At 30.4% G+C, this 18,379-nt stretch carries 17 protein-coding genes; 9 read left to right on the forward strand and 8 right to left on the reverse strand.

All coding sequences use genetic code 11. From position 1 onward, the window contains the following. Window positions 1-5 precede the first annotated feature (5 nt). Together BXQ17_RS12775 and BXQ17_RS12780 are read right to left on the reverse strand one after the other, a co-directional pair. Window positions 6-632 carry a CPBP family intramembrane glutamic endopeptidase gene (locus BXQ17_RS12775; protein ID WP_077811012.1) on the reverse strand — a complete coding sequence of 209 codons (627 nt, stop codon included), beginning with the start codon at window positions 630-632 and terminating at the stop codon, window positions 6-8. Between the two features lie 2 nt (window positions 633-634). After that, window positions 635-1,090: an Lrp/AsnC family transcriptional regulator gene (locus tag BXQ17_RS12780; protein WP_077811013.1), complete on the reverse strand. Its 456-nt coding sequence runs from the start codon at window positions 1,088-1,090 to the stop codon at window positions 635-637. 149 nt (window positions 1,091-1,239) lie between these two features. On the opposite strand from BXQ17_RS12780, the gene BXQ17_RS12785 reads away from it, so the two are divergent. The 3 genes from BXQ17_RS12785 (at window position 1,240) to BXQ17_RS12795 (ending at window position 4,539) form a co-directional block, all read left to right on the forward strand. Continuing rightward, window positions 1,240-2,439 (forward strand): aminotransferase class V-fold PLP-dependent enzyme, encoded by a 1,200-nt coding sequence (locus BXQ17_RS12785; RefSeq protein ID WP_077811014.1) that lies wholly within the window; start codon window positions 1,240-1,242, stop codon window positions 2,437-2,439. A 161-nt stretch (window positions 2,440-2,600) separates the two neighbouring features. Continuing rightward, a complete protein-coding gene (gene nhaC, locus BXQ17_RS12790; RefSeq protein WP_077811015.1) occupies window positions 2,601-4,085 on the forward strand; it encodes a Na+/H+ antiporter NhaC in 1,485 nt (494 codons plus the stop codon). Window positions 4,086-4,095: 10 nt separating this feature from the next. After that, complete coding sequence (locus BXQ17_RS12795; RefSeq protein WP_077811016.1) at window positions 4,096-4,539, forward strand: GNAT family N-acetyltransferase; 444 nt, start codon at window positions 4,096-4,098, stop codon at window positions 4,537-4,539. Window positions 4,540-4,551: 12 nt separating this feature from the next. On the opposite strand, the gene BXQ17_RS12800 is transcribed toward BXQ17_RS12795, so the two are convergent. Both BXQ17_RS12800 and BXQ17_RS12805 read right to left on the reverse strand, forming a co-directional pair. After that, window positions 4,552-4,788 (reverse strand): hypothetical protein, encoded by a 237-nt coding sequence (locus BXQ17_RS12800; RefSeq protein WP_077811017.1) that lies wholly within the window; start codon window positions 4,786-4,788, stop codon window positions 4,552-4,554. Window positions 4,789-4,799: 11 nt separating this feature from the next. Further along, on the reverse strand, window positions 4,800-6,752 hold the full coding sequence (locus BXQ17_RS12805) for a putative porin (protein WP_077811018.1): 1,953 nt from the start codon (window positions 6,750-6,752) through the stop codon (window positions 4,800-4,802). Between the two features lie 157 nt (window positions 6,753-6,909). Here BXQ17_RS12805 and BXQ17_RS12810 point away from each other — a divergent pair, with 157 nt between their 5' ends. The 3 genes from BXQ17_RS12810 to BXQ17_RS12820 all read left to right on the forward strand — a co-directional run bounded on the left by BXQ17_RS12810 (window position 6,910) and on the right by BXQ17_RS12820 (window position 9,171). Then, complete coding sequence (locus BXQ17_RS12810; protein ID WP_077811019.1) at window positions 6,910-7,509, forward strand: ribonuclease HII; 600 nt, start codon at window positions 6,910-6,912, stop codon at window positions 7,507-7,509. A gap of 180 nt (window positions 7,510-7,689) precedes the next feature. Beyond that, window positions 7,690-8,742, forward strand: coding sequence for a nucleoid-associated protein (locus tag BXQ17_RS12815; RefSeq protein ID WP_077811020.1), 1,053 nt, complete (start codon window positions 7,690-7,692; stop codon window positions 8,740-8,742). 51 nt (window positions 8,743-8,793) lie between these two features. Beyond that, window positions 8,794-9,171 (forward strand): hypothetical protein, encoded by a 378-nt coding sequence (locus BXQ17_RS12820; protein WP_077811021.1) that lies wholly within the window; start codon window positions 8,794-8,796, stop codon window positions 9,169-9,171. Between the two features lie 9 nt (window positions 9,172-9,180). Here BXQ17_RS12820 and lipB read toward each other — a convergent pair whose 3' ends face one another. Beyond that, the gene (gene lipB / locus BXQ17_RS12825; RefSeq protein ID WP_077811022.1) at window positions 9,181-9,888 is read right to left on the reverse strand and encodes a lipoyl(octanoyl) transferase LipB; all 708 of its coding nucleotides are present in this window, start codon (window positions 9,886-9,888) and stop codon (window positions 9,181-9,183) included. Between the two features lie 64 nt (window positions 9,889-9,952). On the opposite strand from lipB, the gene BXQ17_RS12830 reads away from it, so the two are divergent. Both BXQ17_RS12830 and BXQ17_RS12835 read left to right on the forward strand, forming a co-directional pair. Beyond that, on the forward strand, window positions 9,953-13,678 hold the full coding sequence (locus BXQ17_RS12830; RefSeq protein WP_077811023.1) for a reprolysin-like metallopeptidase: 3,726 nt from the start codon (window positions 9,953-9,955) through the stop codon (window positions 13,676-13,678). After that, window positions 13,675-14,355, forward strand: coding sequence for a hypothetical protein (locus BXQ17_RS12835; protein WP_077811024.1), 681 nt, complete (start codon window positions 13,675-13,677; stop codon window positions 14,353-14,355). The genes BXQ17_RS12830 and BXQ17_RS12835 overlap by 4 nt, the downstream gene beginning before the upstream one ends. Window positions 14,356-14,414: 59 nt before the next feature. On the opposite strand, the gene pruA is transcribed toward BXQ17_RS12835, so the two are convergent. Further along, window positions 14,415-16,040 (reverse strand): L-glutamate gamma-semialdehyde dehydrogenase, encoded by a 1,626-nt coding sequence (pruA, locus tag BXQ17_RS12840; protein ID WP_077811025.1) that lies wholly within the window; start codon window positions 16,038-16,040, stop codon window positions 14,415-14,417. 156 nt (window positions 16,041-16,196) lie between these two features. On the opposite strand from pruA, the gene BXQ17_RS12845 reads away from it, so the two are divergent. After that, window positions 16,197-16,877: an NRDE family protein gene (locus tag BXQ17_RS12845; RefSeq protein WP_077811026.1), complete on the forward strand. Its 681-nt coding sequence runs from the start codon at window positions 16,197-16,199 to the stop codon at window positions 16,875-16,877. On the opposite strand, the gene BXQ17_RS12850 is transcribed toward BXQ17_RS12845, so the two are convergent. Continuing rightward, window positions 16,874-17,842, reverse strand: coding sequence for a DUF3667 domain-containing protein (locus BXQ17_RS12850; RefSeq protein ID WP_077811027.1), 969 nt, complete (start codon window positions 17,840-17,842; stop codon window positions 16,874-16,876). The genes BXQ17_RS12845 and BXQ17_RS12850 overlap by 4 nt on opposite strands. A gap of 146 nt (window positions 17,843-17,988) precedes the next feature. After that, window positions 17,989-18,375: a Co2+/Mg2+ efflux protein ApaG gene (gene apaG / locus BXQ17_RS12855; RefSeq protein WP_077811028.1), complete on the reverse strand. Its 387-nt coding sequence runs from the start codon at window positions 18,373-18,375 to the stop codon at window positions 17,989-17,991. Window positions 18,376-18,379 lie beyond the last annotated feature (4 nt).

The raw sequence follows: 18,379 nt of genomic DNA on the forward strand, positions 1-18,379 counted from the left end.
TTTTTTTAAGAAGGAAACCCTAACATATTTCCCATGCCAACAGTAAATAGCCAGCAGCCATAAATACTATGTTCTACACTAACTAAAAATGTAGATTTTGTTTTACTGTAGGTGTATGCAAATAGAAGTCCTCCAATAAAAGTTAAAATTAAAACCAATGTATTTTTAAATAATAAATGAGCAAGAGAAAACAAAAAAGCATTTATAAAAAGAAATAATTTCTCATTTTTAAACAATTCTAGATAGCGTTTAAAAAAGAAATTTCGGTAAAGTAATTCTTGCGGATATACAGAAAAAATCGAATAAAAAAGAAGTATTAAAATCCATAAAAGTGGTTTGTTTAAAACAACTATAAAGAGGTTTTTAGGGGCTGTAAAGTAAACGTAAAAAGAGGTGGTGATTGCTATCAAGAACAGCTTTATCATGGTTGATTTCCAAAAAAATCTCCAATCAATATTTTTCGAAATTCTTAATTTTACGTTTTCAACTTTAAGTAGAATGTACAAAATGTAAAAAAAACCAAGCAGACCAATTGTAAGTTTGATAATAGCATTATAAGTAAAAACAAAACTAATAGGAATCATTAAAAATAAAATTAATAGCTCTAATAGTTTGTAGTTTTTAGTCTGCATATTTATAAATTTATAGCTGTTGTATTTTTAACTTGCTCAATTGCAAAAGTACTATGTGTACTGCCAATGTATTTGATAGCAGTAAGTTTTGTTATCATAAAATTTCTATAAGTTTCCATGTCTTTTACATAGATTTTTAAAATATAATCGTAATCTCCACTTACATGAAAACATTCGGAAACTTCTTCTAATTTTAAAATTTCATTTTCAAAAGTATGTACATATTCTTTAGAGTGCTGAATTAATTTTACATGGCAAAACACTAAAAAAGATTTATCAATTTTATTTTTATTTATAATTGCAACATACTTTTCTATTACTTTTTGATTTTCTAGTTTTTTAATTCTTTCATAAATAGCTGTAATAGATAGGTTTAGTTGTAAAGATAATTGTTTGGTGGTTTGTTTACTATCTACTTGTAATAAATTTATAAGTTTTTTGTCTATCGTGTCTAACATATAATTTTCTAAAATTTTAAATGAATCAAATTCTTTTTAGATATTAAAATTACTAATTGATTTAAAAATAGAAAAAAAATCTAAATTTTAAATTTTATATTGTTTTTATTTCTTAAAAATTGTCTTTTTGTGTAAATAAAACTATATATATGAAATTCAATCCAGCAGACAAAATTCAAGATTTACAATATTTCGGAGAGTTTGGAGGCGTTAATCCTTCAATTTCAGATTCATCTACTTATACATTCTTATCAGCAAAAACGATGTTCGATACATTCGAAGGAAATGCAGACGGATGTTATTTATATTCTCGCCATTCTACGCCAAGTAATTTGTATTTAGGCGAAGCTTTAGCGGCTATGGAAGGTACAGAAACTGCAAATGTAGCAGCATCCGGAATGGGAGCAATCACTCCTGTTTTATTGCAGTTAGTTGGTACCGGAGAACACATTGTTTCAAGTAGAACAATTTATGGCGGAACATATGCTTTTTTAAAGAACTTTACACCAAGATTAGGTATAAATACTTCATTTGTAGATATTACCAAACTAGATATTGTAGAAGCTGCAATTACAGATAAAACAAAGGTTTTGTATTGCGAATCTGTAAGTAATCCGCTTTTAGAAGTTGCAGATATCGAAGGTTTATCTGCATTAGCAAAAAAGTATAATTTAAAATTAGTAGTAGATAATACATTTTCTCCGTTATCAATATCCCCTGCAAAATTAGGTGCAGATGTTGTAGTACATAGTTTAACAAAATTTATCAATGGTTCTTCAGATACTGTTGGTGGCGTAGTCTGTGGTGCGCAAGATTTTATTAACGATTTACGAAACGTAAATGATGGCGCAAGCATGTTACTAGGTTCTACTATGGATAGTTTAAGGGCTTCTTCTATTCTTAAAAACTTAAGAACTTTACATATTAGAATGAAACAACATAGCTATAATGCTGCTTTTTTAGCTGATAAATTTGAGACTGATGGCTTAAAAACAGTATATCCTGGTTTACAATCGCATCCGTCACACGAATTATTTAAGTCTATGATGAATGCCGAATATGGTTTTGGTGGTATGTTAACTATAGATGCAGGCTCTTTAGAAAAAGCGAATGAGCTAATGGAGTTGATGCAACACAAAAACTTAGGTTATTTAGCTGTAAGTTTAGGTTTTTATAAAACCTTATTTTCTGCACCTGGTAGCTCTACATCATCAGAAATACCAGAAGAAGAACAAAAAGAAATGGGATTGTCTGATGGATTGATACGTTTTTCTATTGGTTTAGATAATGATATCGAGCGTACATATACAATGATGAAAACCTGTATGAAAGAAGTTGGTATTCTATAAATATTTAACGAATTCTTTAAAATAGTAAACTGTAATTAAAGCTAATTTAATTTATTAGTAAAAAATATCTTAAAAAGGCTTTAAATTACAGTTTTAGCAAGAATTTAGATTTGTGTAATTCTTTACAAAATCGTAACATTACACATCAAAATTTATAGTACATGGAAAGCCAAAATATCAAACCAACAAATCCTCAAGACGAAAACATTATAGAAAATAAAGAACTCAATATTTGGGAAGCTTTAATACCTGTTTTTGCTTTGGTGGCCATGTTGTTTTATAATGTTTTTTATGTCTATGGTGATGATGCTTTAAGTGGTAGTAATCAATTTATATTATTATTAGGTGCAGCGGTTGCAGCTATAGTTGGTTTCAAAAATAAAGTGTCTTACAAACAAATGATAGAAGAGGTTGCAGAGAATGTAAAATCTACTTCGGGTGCTATTCTAATTTTATTAATGGTTGGTGCTTTGGCAGGAACTTGGTTAATAAGTGGTATTATTCCTTCTATGATTTATTACGGATTACAAATCTTAAATCCGACGATATTTTTAGCAGCTTCTGTAATAATTTGTGCAATAATTTCTATTGCAACAGGTAGTTCTTGGACAACCTCTGCTACAGTTGGTATTGCATTAGTAGGTATTGGTAATACATTAGGTATTTCTCCAGGTATGACAGCAGGAGCAGTATTGTCTGGTGCATATTTTGGTGATAAGATGTCACCGTTATCAGATACAACAAATTTGGCACCAACAATGGCTGGTGGAGATTTGTTTTCTCATATTAAATATATGTCATTAACAACAGTGCCAACAATTTTAGTAACATTATTAGCTTTTATTATTATTGGTTTTTCTATAGAAACTACTGGTTCACCCGATGTTTCAGATAAATTAACAGCTATTGATGCTGCTTTTAATATTTCGCCTTGGCTATTTATTGTGCCAGCAATTGTAATTTTTATGATTGTTAAAAAAACAGAACCTTTAATTGCATTATTGGTTGGTACACTTCTAGCTGGTGTTGTAGCAGTTATAGCGCAACCAGAAATTGTTTTAAATGTTGCAGGTGCAGATTCGCTTTCTTTTAATTCTGCATACAAAGGGGTTATGAATGCAATTACTGTAGATTCTGCGGTAGAAACAACAAGCGCCGAGTTAAATGATTTATTTACTGCGGGAGGAATGAGTGGAATGTTAGGAACTATTTGGTTGATAATTTGTGCAATGGTTTTTGGTGGCGTAATGGATGCAATAGGTGCTTTGTCTAGAATTAGCAAAGCGTTATTAAGTTTGGCTTCTTCTGTTTTCGGACTTTTTGCGAGTACAGTAGCAAGTTGTTTGGCTTTAAATGTTACAGCTTCAGATCAATATTTAGCAATTGTGGTTCCTGGTAAAATGTTTAAAAAAGCTTACGAAGAAAAAGGTTTAGCGCCAGAAAATTTAAGTAGAACTTTAGAGGATTCTGGTACAGTAACTTCTGTTTTAATCCCTTGGAATACCTGTGGTGCATACCAATCTGGAGTTTTAGGTGTTTCTGTAGCAGAGTACTTTTTCTTTGCAATCTTTAATTGGTTAAGTCCTTTTATGACGTTGTTATTTGCTGCATTTAACATCAAAATAAAACAATTAGTTAAAAAATAGACTTTAAAACATGATTGTAAAAGCTATTATTTCTGATGCTGAAAAGTTATCAGAAATTGCAATGCAATCTAAAGCAGTTTGGGGTTATTCTAATGATGATTTAGAAACTTGGAGAGAAGACTTAACAATTACACCTAAAATTTTTGATGAAAATTATATTTGTAAATATGTATTGGATTCTAAAAATGTAGGTTTTTACGTTTTAAATAATTTTAATTCAGATGTATATATTTTAGAGTTTTTGTTCATTGATCCAAATTATATTAAAAAAGGAATCGGTCATCAATTATTAGTTCATGCAATAGCTATTTCTAAAAAGGCAAAAAGACTACAAGTTTTATCAGATCCTAATGCAGAAGCATTTTATACTAAATATGGTTTTAAAGTTATTGATAACTTAAAAAGTAGTATTCCGGGGAGATTATTACCAAAAATGGAATTACAACTTAGTTAAAAATACGAAAAGCTATTTTTTCTTCGGTATATTTAAAACACCAGAAATTATCAATAAAATCCACGGTGTTCCGTGTAAAAGTACATCAAACCAATCTTTAGCTTGCATTCCTGTATCAGAAGAAAATGCATTCCCACCCAAAATCCATTGTAATTTTCCCCAAATATGTGGCGGATTAAATGGAGCTAAACCTAATGTTAAACTAGCTAAAAGAAAAAGTTTCCAATTGTTTTTAAGTTGGCTTTTCATCAATACTTATATTAAATAAACCAATTCCAAACCAAACCAAAACGAACCGTAAAATCTCTATACGGATAATTAGGTGCAGAAAAATAGTTTTTATCGGTAAAACTAGACGTTGCATTGTCAACTTTTAAATACAAACGAGTTCTTCTTACTTGAGCATTAAAAAATACATCAAAAGTAGGAAAACCTATTTGTTCATCATTCTGTAGTCTAAATTCTGCTAAAAGCGGATTGTACGCATTTGCATTATACTTTGTAAAGTATTTAAAAGTAATACCAATATTTACCAACATTGGTTTACCCTTAAACCAATAATCTGTGTAATAAAAAGTGTTTCTAGTAACAAATTCTGGCACTCTAAAAACAGAACTTCCGCTTGTAACATTTTGATACATTAGAGTATTGTCTAAAGCGAATTTACCAAGCTTAAACTTTCTGTTAGCCTTTACTTTAAGATAGGTAATTTGATTTGCAAATTGTTGTGGTTTGCTATCTTCATCAAAATAAGTGTAATTGTCTATGTTTGTAAAGTTCAAAGAAGCATTACCCCATTTAGAAGCAAAATCAAAACCTAAATCTCTTGTGTTTACATTACTAAATTCGTTTTGCCAATTGTAAGCATCATATTCACTTTGGTGCAATAATGTATTAAAATTTGGCGATTTAGAGCTTAATAATAAGGTTCCCTTTACACTAAAAATACTATCTTTTTCAAAAATAGCTTCCCCTTTTAAATAATTACCAGAAAGTCTACCGTTGCCCGGTGTTACAGAAGCATCTGCATTTAGTTTAAAGTTTTTAATTTTAGCATTCCAATCTGCACCAAAAGAAATAGCGTTACCTTCTATTTTTAATTTATTGATGTTACTATTACTGTTTAAAATGGTGTCATAACCATAAGAATAATTAGTTAGTTCTGCTTTCGCTTTAAACTTACCCAAAACATATTTAGAGTTAAATTCTAAATTTAATTGGTTGTTTGTGAGTTTGCTAATTGCTTTTTTGTCATCAGGATTAGAAGAGCTTGCACTGCCAAAAAAATCTTCTGTTAATGTATTTTGTATAAACTCGTAACTTTTATTTTCATTGGTAAAAACATGGCCGATTTTTAAATTGCTAAAATCTTTATTGTTTATTGAATCTTTGCTAGAAATCAGTTTATAACTGTGTTCTACATAAACTCGATTACTATCAAATTCGCTTTCAGAATTGGTTAAATTAACGTCTAAACGAGCTCTTGTTTGAAAATTTTCATCATCAGTAATAAAATTTTCTAAAGAAGCCGTTGTTAAACCACCGTTTTCTTGATGATAAAAATCTTGAGTAGTTAAATGTCCTCTTATTTCGTATTGATTTTGCTTTGTTGTGTAATGAAAAGCACCTCTAAAATTACCATTACTAACCAATGCTTGCCTGTAAGCACCTAAAGATCTAAGGCCTTTGTAAGACAAAGAAACATTTAATCGCTTAGAGAAGTTTAGTGTAAAAAGCGCGTCTAAAACTTGCCCTTGTTGCAAACCGGTTCTATAAAGTATTTCTGTAGTTGGTGTTGGTACTTCGTAATATTTAATATCGTCTATATCTAAATAGCTTACTTGTTTTGCGGTAAAACCAAGGTCTGGAAACCTGTAAATGTTATTAAAAGAATAACCTAAATTATTTAAAGTTTGTCCTTGATTGTGAAACTCTATAAACTCAAATAAATCTTTTCTAAGGTAATTAAACTTATATTCTTTCTGTAACGTTAGTGTAGTATCAATATAAGTAGTGTCTTTCTTATGAGAAAAAATCTTATAATCTGTATACTTTGTTTTGCCCGATAAAGTTACATTAATTGGGCTTGTATTTGTAGAATCTCTTAATATAACTGCGTTTCCGTTTAAACCACCTTGTCCAAAACCTTGTGAAAATAGATTTTGAGTTAGTAAAAAACAGATTAAAAAAGAGAAAATTATGTTACTTTTCATATAGAATTTCTTCGTGAACAAATGTAAAATAATTAAACGAAAATTTAAATGTTTAATTATCTCTATAAACGTTAATTACCAAATAACTTTTTTAACAATAAAAATCTAGTAAACCATTCTTTTAAAAAGCTAAAATAAAATTTCTTTTCTTTGCATTATGTTAGAACTTAATTATAGTGGTTTTGCCCTAGAAGCAGGTACAGACGAAGCTGGTAGAGGTTGTTTATCTGGGCCAGTAGTTGCTGCGGCAGTTATTTTACCAGATAATTTTTCGCATCCTTTTTTAAATGATTCTAAGCAATTATCAGAAAAAAAAAGAGAAGAAGTAAGACCATTTATAGAGCAACATGCAATTGCCTTTGGCGTTTCTTTTGTTTGGCAAGAAGAAGTCGATAAAATTAACGTGCTACAAGCATCTATAACAGGAATGCACAGAGCAATCGAAAAACTAAATATTACACCAGAGTTTATTATTGTAGACGGCAACAAATTTAAAAACTATAAAGAAATTCCGCATAAAACAATTGTAAAAGGCGATTCTAAATACCTAAGTATTGCCGCAGCGTCTGTATTAGCCAAAACATACAGAGACGATTATATGGCAAAAATTCATAAAGAGTTTCCTATGTATAATTGGCAAAAAAATAAAGGCTATCCTACCAAAGAGCACAGAAATGCAATTAGAGAATTTGGCGCTACAAATTACCACAGAAAAACGTTTAAACTTCTGCCAGAACAAATAAAGTTAGATCTTTAATTTTTTTAGAAGCTATTTCCTGCTTTCGTTACTCGCTTTTTTTGAGAAAAACAAAAAAGAGCTCAGACACGCCACTCAATCAGGGCTAAGAATTTTTGCCAACTAATTTTTTACAGAAACGTAATTTATATCTTAATCATAGGTAAAGTTTTTCTATTTTTACGCTCCAAAATTTAAGTGATGATTAAAAAAACAAGAGCAGAAATTACAAAATGCATTCTTCATAAAGTAGCAAATAAATTTAACAGCGGTCAAAATGTTTTCTCAGAAGACTTAATTCGTTTCGATCAAGAAAGTTACGATTTAATGAAGAATTTCTTAATGAAACCATTTGGTAATTTAACCCAAAGTTATCGTTTTGTAAATCATGAAGATGCGCGTTTAGATCCTTTAAATAACTTTACATCAGAAATTTTTAAAGAAGAAGCGGCTTTTGTAGATTACTCTAAAAGTATTGTAAATCATTTGTTCGAACAATCTAATTCGGCACAAATAAAAACAGGAGACGTTATTGTAGTTTTTATAGAAGGTATAGAATATAAAGATGTTTTAACAGAAGCTGTAGGTATTTTTAAGATAGAAAATAAAGTAGATTTTTTTCAAACCTATTTAGACGATAACGAGAGTTTTGATGTAGTTGTACAAAAAGGAATTTCTACAAAAAGAATAGACAAAGGTTGTTTGATTTTAAACACTGCAGACGCAGAAGGAACCGTGGTTTTTTCTGTAGATAATCATAATTACGATGCACAATACTGGATCAATAATTTCTTAAATGTAAAACTTGCAGACGATTACAATTCGCACACGCAAAGTTATTTAGAAATGTGTAAAGAGTTTTCAGAAGAAGTAATAAAACCAGAATTAGGTATGCAGCAGCAAGGTAATTTTCTTGCAAATACTGTAGATTATTTTAAAGAAAATGAATCTGTAGATTATGCTACTTTTAAAGACGAAGTTTTTACAGACGAAAAACACAAAGAGCAGTTTGATGATTACAAAAAACACTTCGAAAATCTAAATGATGTATTAATAAGAAATAATTTTGATGTTTCTGGGGTTGTTTTAAAGAAAGAGAAAAGCAAACTTAAAACAGAAATAAAATTAGATACTAATATCAATATCAAGTTAGATGTAGATGCGCCAGAAGCTGCATCAGAATATATAGAAAGAGGTTACGACGAAGAGAAAAAAATGAAATATTACAAAGTGTACTTTAACGAAGAAAAGTAAAATTTGTAAAATGTTTGTATTTGTTAAATTTCTAGATAAATAACAGAACCAATGAATGATAAGAAAAACATACTTGCGTCTAATTTATCTACTGAATTTAAAAAATTGATTTTACAATTAAATAAAAGTAATACAAATAAAGATTTTCAGTTAAAAATACATGAGCCAAACCTATTTTGGGCAATAAATTGGAAAACTGATAGGTATTTAGAAGAGTGTTTTTGTGTTCGTTTGTATGCAGACAATACAAAACACTCTTTAATTGCAGAGCACCAAGTTAAAGATGTATTTGATCATATTAACGATCCGTATTTTAACTATAAAGAAAAAACTTTAGAAGAATTTACGCTAATTATTAAAGAAATAATTCAAAAAACAGAACAAGCTATTGTCGAGTCTTTAGATAAAGACTTAGACAAAGAAATGTAATTATTTTAATTAATCTGCGATTACAAACTCATTCACTTCAAAAAGATTTTTAAAATGTTTTAAAATTTTAGATTTTACTTCTTCTAAATCTAGTTTTTTACCTAATTCTGCTTCCATCGAAGCAACTGCTTTTCCTCTAATTCCACACGGAATAATATTGTCGAAATAACCTAAATTGGTGTTAACGTTTAAAGCAAAACCATGCATGGTAACCCAACGAGAAGATCGAATTCCCATTGCACAAATTTTACGTGCAAACGGTGTTCCAACGTCTAACCAAACTCCGGTTTCGCCATCACTTCTTTCACCTTTTAAACCATATTCTGCAATTGTTAAAATTATGCTTTCTTCTAAAAGACGTAAATATTTATGAATATCAGTAAAAAAATTCTCTAAATCTAAAATAGGATAACCTACAATTTGCCCTGGTCCATGATACGTAATATCGCCACCACGATTTATTTTATAAAATGTAGCTCCTTTTTCTTCTAATTGTTTCTCGTTTAATAATAAATTACTCAAATCTCCACTTTTACCTAAGGTATAAACGTGCGGATGTTCTACAAAAAGTAGGTGGTTATCCGTAGTTTGATTCAGGTTTTTTCTTCGATTAGCAATTTTTACATCTACAATATCTTGTAAAAGTTTAGTTTGATAATCCCAAGTATCTTTATAATCTTTGACTTTAAGGTCTTTAAGTAGTATGTTTCTGTTCATATTATCGACTACAAAGATAAATATTTCCTTATATTTGAAAACCCCTAATCTACAAAATATTGTTATGGTGATAAAATTAAATAAATTATTAATAACTGCTTTTTTGGCATGTTTATCGTTTGGTGTTCAAGGTCAAGAAATCTGGCAAAAAATAGATAGAAATAACAGTACTTTACAAAAGAAAGAGTTAAGAAGTTTTAAAAATTTTCCAGATAAATTTTCTCTGTATAATTTAGATGTAAACCAGGTAAAAACAAATTTAAATTCTAAAGCTAAAACGGCTTTTACTACCATAAAATTACCTAATTCAGAAGGAGATTTAGAGCTTTTTAAATTAAAAGAATCTTCAAATTTTGAAAAAGGATTAGCTGAAAAGTTTCCTTCGATAAAATCGTATACAGCAATCGGTATTACAAATCCAACCTCTTTTGCTAAAGTAAGTGTTGGTTTAGATGGATTTCATGCAGTAATATTTTCTACAAACGGTAAAACGGTATACGTAGATCCATATTCAAAAGATAATAAAGAATATATTGTATATAAAACCTCAGATTTAAAAGAAGAAGATCATCATTTTAAATGTGATGTAGAAGAAGTTGCAAACAAACAAATTGTATCAGAAATCGCTGCGAAATCTTTAAACGATGGAAATTTAAGAACTTTTAGATTGGCTTTAGTTTGTAGCGGAGAATATGCGCAGTTTCACCTAAATAACCAAGGTATTTCTGCGGCTGCATCAGATTCAGAAAAAAAGGCAGCAGTTTTATCTGCAATGAACACTTCCATGACGAGAGTTAACGGTTTGTTCGAAAAAGATTTAGCCGTTAAAATGGTTATAGTTGCTAATAATGATGAAGTAATTTTCTTAGACCCAGATACAGATAATATTACAGATGGTGATCCTGATGAGATGATTGATGAAGTGCAAACTATTGCAGATGCTAGGATAGGAACAGCCAATTACGATATTGGGCATATTTTTAGTATTGGCGGTGATGGATTAGCAGGTTTAGGAGTTGTTTGTGTTACTGGTCAAAAAGCAAAAGGAGTTACAGGTAGAAGTTCGCCTATCGGAGATCCTTATGATATTGATTTTGTAGCACACGAAATGGGGCATCAATTTGGTGCAACACATACACAAAATAACGATTGCCAAAGAACAAATACTACTGCTGTAGAACCAGGAAGTGCTTCTACAATTATGGGGTATGCTGGTATTTGTGCGCCAAATGTACAAGGTCAAAGTGATGATTATTTTCATGCAGTTAGTATAAAACAAATGCAAAATGTAATTGCTTCTACTGCAAGTTGTGCCACTTTAACAAGTAATAACAACAGTGCGCCAGTTGCTAGTGCAGGTTTAGATTACAGTATTCCTAAATCTACACCTTTTGTATTAAGAGGTAATGCTACAGATGCAGACGGCGTTTCATCTTTAACTTATAATTGGGAACAAACAGATAACGAAGTTGGTGCAATGCCACCAAATAGCACAAACAATGTAGGTCCTATGTTTAGGTCTTTACCTTCTAAGGTTTCTTCGGATAGATACATGCCCGAGTTGGCAACAGTTATTTCTGGTAGCGTTTCTTCTACTTGGGAAGTTTTACCAAGCGTAGCAAGAGAAATGAATTTTTCTTTATTGGTTAGAGATAACAACAATACAGGTGGCGGAACTTCTAGAGATGATATGATTGTAACTGTAGAAGATGCAGATGCTTTTACTGTTACCTCTCAAAATACTGCAACTGTTTGGGATGCTGGTAGTTCTCAAACAATAACATGGAATAAAGGGACAACAGATGTTGCGCCAATAAATTGTGCTAACGTTAATATAAGATTGTCAATAGATGGCGGATTAACGTTTCCAATAATTTTAGCAGCAAATACAGCAAACGATGGTTCAGAAGTAATTTCTGTGCCTAATAATGTTACAACACAAGCCAGAATATTGGTAGAAGCTGCAGATAATATATTTTATAATGTAAACTCAGTAGATTTCGAAATAGAATCTACAACGCCTTCTTTTTTGATTACAGATACCAGCGGAGAATTGTCTGCTTGTAACACCGGAAATCAAACAGTAGATTATAGTCTAAATTTAGATTTTATCAATGGATATTCAGAAAATGTAACATTTGCAGCAACCGGTAATCCTTCTGGTTCTGTAGTTAGTTTTAATCCGACTTCTATAAATAGTGACGGTAATGTAACATTGTCTGTTTCTAATTTAGACGGAATTACAGCAGGAGATTATGAAATTAATATAGCAGCAAATAGCGCAAGTGTTAATCAAACAATAAACTTAAATTTAAATATTACTGATGCTAATTTGGCTGTAACTACTTTGTTAACACCAACTAATCAGGCAACAGAAGTTTCGTTAATAGAAATATTAACTTGGCAAGAAGATGTAAATGCAAGTTCTTATAATGTAGAAGTTTCGTCTAATTCTAATTTTACAGATATAGTTTCTTCAGGAACTTCAAGCACCAATAATTATCAAGTTAATAATTTAAATCCTAATACAGAATATTATTGGAGAGTTAAAGGTGTAAACAATTGTAACGAAGGGGCGTTTTCGACTCCTTTTAGGTTTACTACAGAAACACCAGAATATTGTGCTGCTACTTATACAGATGAAGCAGGTGGGTCAGAACATATTACAAACGTAACTTTTAATTCTATTAATAACACTTCTGGCAACGATACCGTAGATGGTTACCAAGACTTTACTGCTATTAATACCAACGTTTTTAGAAATGAAACTTATACAATTACAGTAACTTTTGATACGGCAGGTTTTCAAGATCACTGTTATGTTTTTATCGATTGGAATAGAGATTTTATTTTTGATAAAGAAACAGAAAGATATGATTTAGGTACAAAACTAGAAGATATTTCTACGGCTACGTTTAGTATAAATGTACCTTCGGATGCTAAATTTGGTAAAACAACCATGAGAGTTTTAATAGAATATGATGATCCTGATGACGGTTTTGGAGATGGGCCATGTGATGCAGATCAAAAAACCGAGTGGGGAGAAGTAGAGGATTACTCGATAACAGTAACAGAGCCGGAAATTGATATAAGTAATATTTCTGTACAGACGACGTCAGAAACTTGTGTAGGTGAAAATGACGGAATAATTAAAGTTGACGTAAATCAAACATCTTTTACTTATAATGTAACTGTAACGGGTGGTTCAACAGTTTTAAATTCTCAAATAAGCGGTTCGTCAATAATGTTTGAAAATTTAAATCCAGGAATTTACACTGTTTGTATAGAGACAGAAGAACTAGAATACACACAATGTTTTGAAGTAGAAATTATAGCAGCGCAACAAATTTCTTTAAAAGCAACTGCAGAAAACGGATTAAGAAAATATACTTTTAACGTTGCCAAGGGTACTGCGCCTTACAATGTGTTTTTAAATGAAAAACTTGTTAGAGTTTCTAACGATACTAATTTTGAAGTCGAATTTAAAGAAGGTGGTAAGCTAGAAATAAAAACGGCTAAAGAATGTGAGGGCGTTTTTAAGACAACGATAGAAGATGTTTTATTGTTGAAAAACCCAGTTGTAGATGCTGTAGAGTTATTACTTCCAATAGGAACCGAAAAAAGTACAATAGACGTTTTGATTTTTGATGTTCAAGGTAAGAAGGTATATCAGAATACAGAAAAGGTGCAAGATAATTCTGTAACTATTCCGTTTAAAAATTATGCAAAAGGAATCTATATTTTAAAATTATCAATAGATGTGAAACCCATTAAATTATTAAAAGAATGAGAAAATCAATAATTATTTTTTGTGCATTTTGCATTAGCTTTTTTTTGGTAAGGTGTTCTAAAAAACAACCCGCTAATCAAGCGCCAAGTATTGTTCAATTAACATTTCCTTCTAAAGATTTGTTATGCACAGACAATACAATTGCATTTAATTGGAGTGCAGCTATCGATCCTGATAATGACGATTTAGAATATAATCTTATAATTGCTAAAGATAGGCAATTAGTAGAAGTAATAGAAAATAGAACTATTTCTTCTACAGGTGCAACCATAACTTTAGAAAAGGCAACAGCTTTTTATTGGCAAGTAAGTGCTATTGATGTTGTTAATAATCTATCTAGTAAATCAGAAATTTTTGCTTTTTTTACCAAAGGTGATGGTGTAACAAATTATGCTCCTTTTATGGCAGATTTAAAAACACCAACAGATAATGCAACAGTAAATGCAGGTAATTTAAGTTTAACTTGGGATGCTACGGATATTAATACAGACGATACTTTAACTTACGAAGTGTTTTTTGGTGAAGATGACGTAATTAATTCTGTGGCTACATCTCTATCTGAAAAAATGTATGATGTTTCTGTAACTTCTGGTAAAACATATTCATGGAAAGTGAATGTTACAGATAATTCAGGTGCAACTTCAATAGGTCAAATTGCTACTTTTTCTGTAAATTAAAAAAAAACACAAAAAAAAGCCTCATCAATTTGATGAGGCTTTTTTTTGTTTAAAATATATTATCCTAAGAAAGGATATTTGTAATCTGTTGGTGTTACAAATGTTTCTTTTATCAATCTAACAGAAGTCCAACGTAATAAGTTTTGAGCAGAACCAGCTTTGTCATTTGTTCCAGAAGCTCTTGCTCCTCCAAATGGTTGTTGTCCTACAACAGCACCTGTTGGCTTGTCGTTAATATAGAAGTTACCTGCAGCGTTTTCTAAAGCTTTTGATGCTTTTTCTACAATATATCTATCCGTAGATAAAATTGCACCTGTTAAAGCATATTCTGTAGATTCATCAACTAGTTTTAAAGAAGCTTCCCATTCTGCATCTTCGTATAAATAAATTGTCATAACAGGGCCAAAAAGCTCTGTTGTCATAGTTGCAAATGTTGGTGATTTAGCTAAAATAACAGTTGGTTCTATAAAGTATCCAACAGATTTATCGTAGTTACCTCCAATAATTACTTCTGCATCTTTATCTTCTTTTGCGATATCGATATACTTGGCAATTTTGTCGAAAGAACCTTCGTGTATTACTGCATTTACAAAGTTAGTTGGATCTTCTGGAGTACCCATTTTTAACTCAGAAATTTGCGCTTCTAAGTGTTTTTTAACATCGCCCCAAATAGAAGTAGGAATGTAAGCACGTGATGCTGCAGAACATTTTTGGCCTTGATACTCAAACGCTCCTCTTGTAATTGCTGTTGCAATTTGTAACGGATTTGCAGAATTATGTGCCCAGATAAAATCTTTACCACCAGTTTCTCCTACAATTCTTGGGTAGGTTTTGTATGTATGAATGTTTGTTCCAATTTGTTTCCATAGTTCTTTAAAAACAAAAGTAGAACCTGTGAAATGTAATCCAGAAAAATCTGGAGACTCTAAAACGGTATCAGAAATCATAACAGGATCACCATAAACAACGTTAATTACACCGTCTGGTAAACCAGCTTCTTTAAATAAGTCTACAATTACTTGTGCAGAATATGCTTGGTGGTCAGAAGGTTTCCAAACAACAACATTACCCATTAAGGCAGCAGATGCTGGTAAGTTGGCAGCGATAGAAGTAAAATTAAAAGGAGAAATTGCATATACAAAACCTTCTAATGGTCTATATTCTAATCTGTTCCAGATTCCTGGTGCAGATGCTGGCTGATCTTTAAAAATATCAGTCATATATTCTACATTAAACCTAAAGAAATCTATCATTTCACAAGCAGCATCAATTTCTGCCTGATGTACGTTTTTAGATTGTGCAATCATTGTTGCAGCATTCATTTTTGCTCTGTAAGGTCCTGCTAATAATTCTGCAGCCTTTAAGAAAATAGAAGCTCTTTCCATCCAAGAAACAGAAGACCAAGCCTCTCTTGCAGCTAAAGCTGTAGAAATAGCAGATTCTACGTGAGATTTGTCTGCTGTATGATATTGACCTACTACATGTTTATGATCATGCGGAGGTGTAATGTTTTTTGTGTTACCAGTTCTAACTTCTTCTCCATTAATATGCATTGGCACATCAATATTGTCGTTAAACATGGTTTTGTAAGTTGCTAATAATTCTTCTCTTTCAGGAGAACCCGGAGCATAGCTTTTTACTGGTTCGTTTACTGCTTTTGGAACATTAAAAAATCCTCTTGCCATATTGTATGATTTTAAGTTTTAATCTACTAATTTTGAGTTTCAAAGTTACAATTTTTGTTTCAATAAATTAAGTCGATTTTTAATCTCTTTTATTGAGAATAATTTAATTTTAGAGCTTCAATGTAAAAATTTTAATAATTAAATTTTAATTATAATATGTGCACAGTTACGTACCTTCCTTTAGGTAATAACAATTTTATTTTAACGTCTAATAGAGATGAAACACCTTTAAGAAAAACATTACCACCTAAAGATTATGTAGAAGATGGTGTGGTTTTAACATATCCTAAGGATGAAGTTGCTGGCGGAACATGGATTGGTTTAAGTGATAAAAAACGATTGGTTTGTTTGTTAAACGGCGGTTTTACGATTCATAAAAGAAAAGATTCTTACAAGATGAGTAGAGGTGTAATCGTTAAAAAAATATTAACAGAAGTTAATGCTGTTTCTTTTATTAATCAATTTGATTTTGAAGGAATTGAGCCATTTACATTGATTCTTGTTGATTGGGAAAATAGTTTAAAAACTTTTGAATTGGTTTGGGACGGAGAGCAAAAACATTTTACAGAATTACCTCAAGAACCAAAAATTTGGTCTTCCTCTACATTATATACTGATGAAATGAAAACGCAAAGACGTATATGGTTTTCTGAGTGGTTGGCTATTAATTCGGTATTTGAGCAAGATAATATTCTTCAATTTCATCAGAATGAAAGTAAAGGTACTGCAGATATATCTTTAAAAATGAAACGTGATATTGTAGAAACAGTAAGTGTAACTTCAGTAAAAAAAGAAAGTTCTTCTGTAAATATGTTGTATTTAGATTTTGTAAATTAATAAATTGCAAAAGAGATTAAAGTAACTAAAACTACACCTAAAACTGCCATAATCATGTAGACAAAATTCAACATTAGAAATTTAAATAGTGTCTTTATGTAGCCTTGATTGTAAAACTTTTTCATTGCTAAAAATAAGTAGGTTAAGAATATTAATATAAAAATAGAAGCGTTTTCTACTTTCATAAAAAAACTTAAAATATATACGATTGTTAGCAGCATAAAAAAAACAGTTTGTGTATGAAACACAAATATTAGATGGTCTACATATGTAAATTTTCTTCTAACATATAAAAGTTTTAAAAAGAGCGTAAATAATGGTAGAAATATAAATAAAGAAATAGAGATATAAGACAGAGATTCGTTAACAAACTTATCATAACTATCATTGTCGTCCATTACTTTATTCATCACTTTTACTCTTTGATATAGAAATCTATTGTTAAAGTTTTTACTATATTTTAAAGAATCTAATGCATCATTTACATCTGTTTTTGGATGTTCTTTTTGAAATTCTAAAAATTTTTCTATTCTAGTTCCTTTTCCAAAACTAAAATTTCTTTTTTTCGCTTTTTTCTTTTTTATACTGTCATTTTCTTCCTTTTCTATGTCATCAAGAATTTTTTCTTTTTGTTTTTTAGAAATCGGAATAATAGACTTATCCAATTCCTTTTGCACAATTTTAGTAATAGAGTCTCTTTCTATTTCTGTATTGTTAATCTTTTCGTTAATACTTAATTCTTTTTGAACATCAGCCTTAACTAAAGCCTGATATTTTTTGTAATTAATTTTTAAACCTAAAATTAAAAATGAAATTATAGAAACGGTAATGTAAAATCTAAAAGGATTGGAATACCTACTTCTTTTGCCTTCTTTGTAGTCTTTAGAAACTTTACCTGGGTTGGTAAGTAGCGGAATTAAAGTTTTCCAAAACTTTGCATCAAAATTAAAAACACCATTAAACATTTCGTAAATAAAAGTTACAAAAGTTATTTTATCTCCTTTATTTTCTTGTCCACATTCTGGGCAAAATTTTTCGTGACCGCTAAATGGATGCCCGCAATTTAAACAAGCAGGATCTTGAATTTTAGCAACTTTATTCTTTTTTTTAGCTAGTTTAATAAGGCGGTAGTTGTTAATTGAAAAGTTGGGATATATACTTTAAATTGCTCGTAAGTTTCTAAGTTAATCATTGTGTAAAAACCTTTCATTGCGCCGATATTAGATGTTAAAAAACAACCAGATTTATATGTGTAATGATCGTTTGGTTCTAAAATTGGTGTTTGTCCAACAACACCTTCTCCGCTTACAATTTCAGTCTGATTTTGTGAATCAAAAATTTTCCAGAATCGATCTGTTAGTTTTACCTTGTTTTCACTTTGATTTGTAATCGATATAGTGTAAGAAAAAACATGATGAAGCTTATTGTTTCTATAACTAGAACCATTGTAGTTAGTTTTTACAGAAATTTTTATGCCTTTTGTTACTAATTCTATCATACAT

The sequence above is a fragment of the Polaribacter sp. BM10 genome (assembly GCF_002005425.1).
GTDB lineage: Bacteria > Bacteroidota > Bacteroidia > Flavobacteriales > Flavobacteriaceae > Polaribacter > Polaribacter marinaquae.

What these genes read in the sequence shown, in the direction of transcription:
- BXQ17_RS12775 (WP_077811012.1), bottom strand. Translation starts at nt 632, where the DNA reads ATGCAGACTAAAAACTACAAACTATTAGAGCTATTAATTTTATTTTTA.
- BXQ17_RS12780 (WP_077811013.1), bottom strand. Translation starts at nt 1,090, where the DNA reads ATGTTAGACACGATAGACAAAAAACTTATAAATTTATTACAAGTAGAT.
- BXQ17_RS12785 (WP_077811014.1), top strand. Translation starts at nt 1,240, where the DNA reads ATGAAATTCAATCCAGCAGACAAAATTCAAGATTTACAATATTTCGGA.
- nhaC (WP_077811015.1), top strand. Translation starts at nt 2,601, where the DNA reads ATGGAAAGCCAAAATATCAAACCAACAAATCCTCAAGACGAAAACATT.
- BXQ17_RS12795 (WP_077811016.1), top strand. Translation starts at nt 4,096, where the DNA reads ATGATTGTAAAAGCTATTATTTCTGATGCTGAAAAGTTATCAGAAATT.
- BXQ17_RS12800 (WP_077811017.1), bottom strand. Translation starts at nt 4,788, where the DNA reads ATGAAAAGCCAACTTAAAAACAATTGGAAACTTTTTCTTTTAGCTAGT.
- BXQ17_RS12805 (WP_077811018.1), bottom strand. Translation starts at nt 6,752, where the DNA reads ATGAAAAGTAACATAATTTTCTCTTTTTTAATCTGTTTTTTACTAACT.
- BXQ17_RS12810 (WP_077811019.1), top strand. Translation starts at nt 6,910, where the DNA reads ATGTTAGAACTTAATTATAGTGGTTTTGCCCTAGAAGCAGGTACAGAC.
- BXQ17_RS12815 (WP_077811020.1), top strand. Translation starts at nt 7,690, where the DNA reads ATGATTAAAAAAACAAGAGCAGAAATTACAAAATGCATTCTTCATAAA.
- BXQ17_RS12820 (WP_077811021.1), top strand. Translation starts at nt 8,794, where the DNA reads ATGAATGATAAGAAAAACATACTTGCGTCTAATTTATCTACTGAATTT.
- lipB (WP_077811022.1), bottom strand. Translation starts at nt 9,888, where the DNA reads ATGAACAGAAACATACTACTTAAAGACCTTAAAGTCAAAGATTATAAA.
- BXQ17_RS12830 (WP_077811023.1), top strand. Translation starts at nt 9,953, where the DNA reads ATGGTGATAAAATTAAATAAATTATTAATAACTGCTTTTTTGGCATGT.
- BXQ17_RS12835 (WP_077811024.1), top strand. Translation starts at nt 13,675, where the DNA reads ATGAGAAAATCAATAATTATTTTTTGTGCATTTTGCATTAGCTTTTTT.
- pruA (WP_077811025.1), bottom strand. Translation starts at nt 16,040, where the DNA reads ATGGCAAGAGGATTTTTTAATGTTCCAAAAGCAGTAAACGAACCAGTA.
- BXQ17_RS12845 (WP_077811026.1), top strand. Translation starts at nt 16,197, where the DNA reads ATGTGCACAGTTACGTACCTTCCTTTAGGTAATAACAATTTTATTTTA.
- BXQ17_RS12850 (WP_077811027.1), bottom strand. Translation starts at nt 17,842, where the DNA reads ATGTTTAATGGTGTTTTTAATTTTGATGCAAAGTTTTGGAAAACTTTA.
- apaG (WP_077811028.1), bottom strand. Translation starts at nt 18,375, where the DNA reads ATGATAGAATTAGTAACAAAAGGCATAAAAATTTCTGTAAAAACTAAC.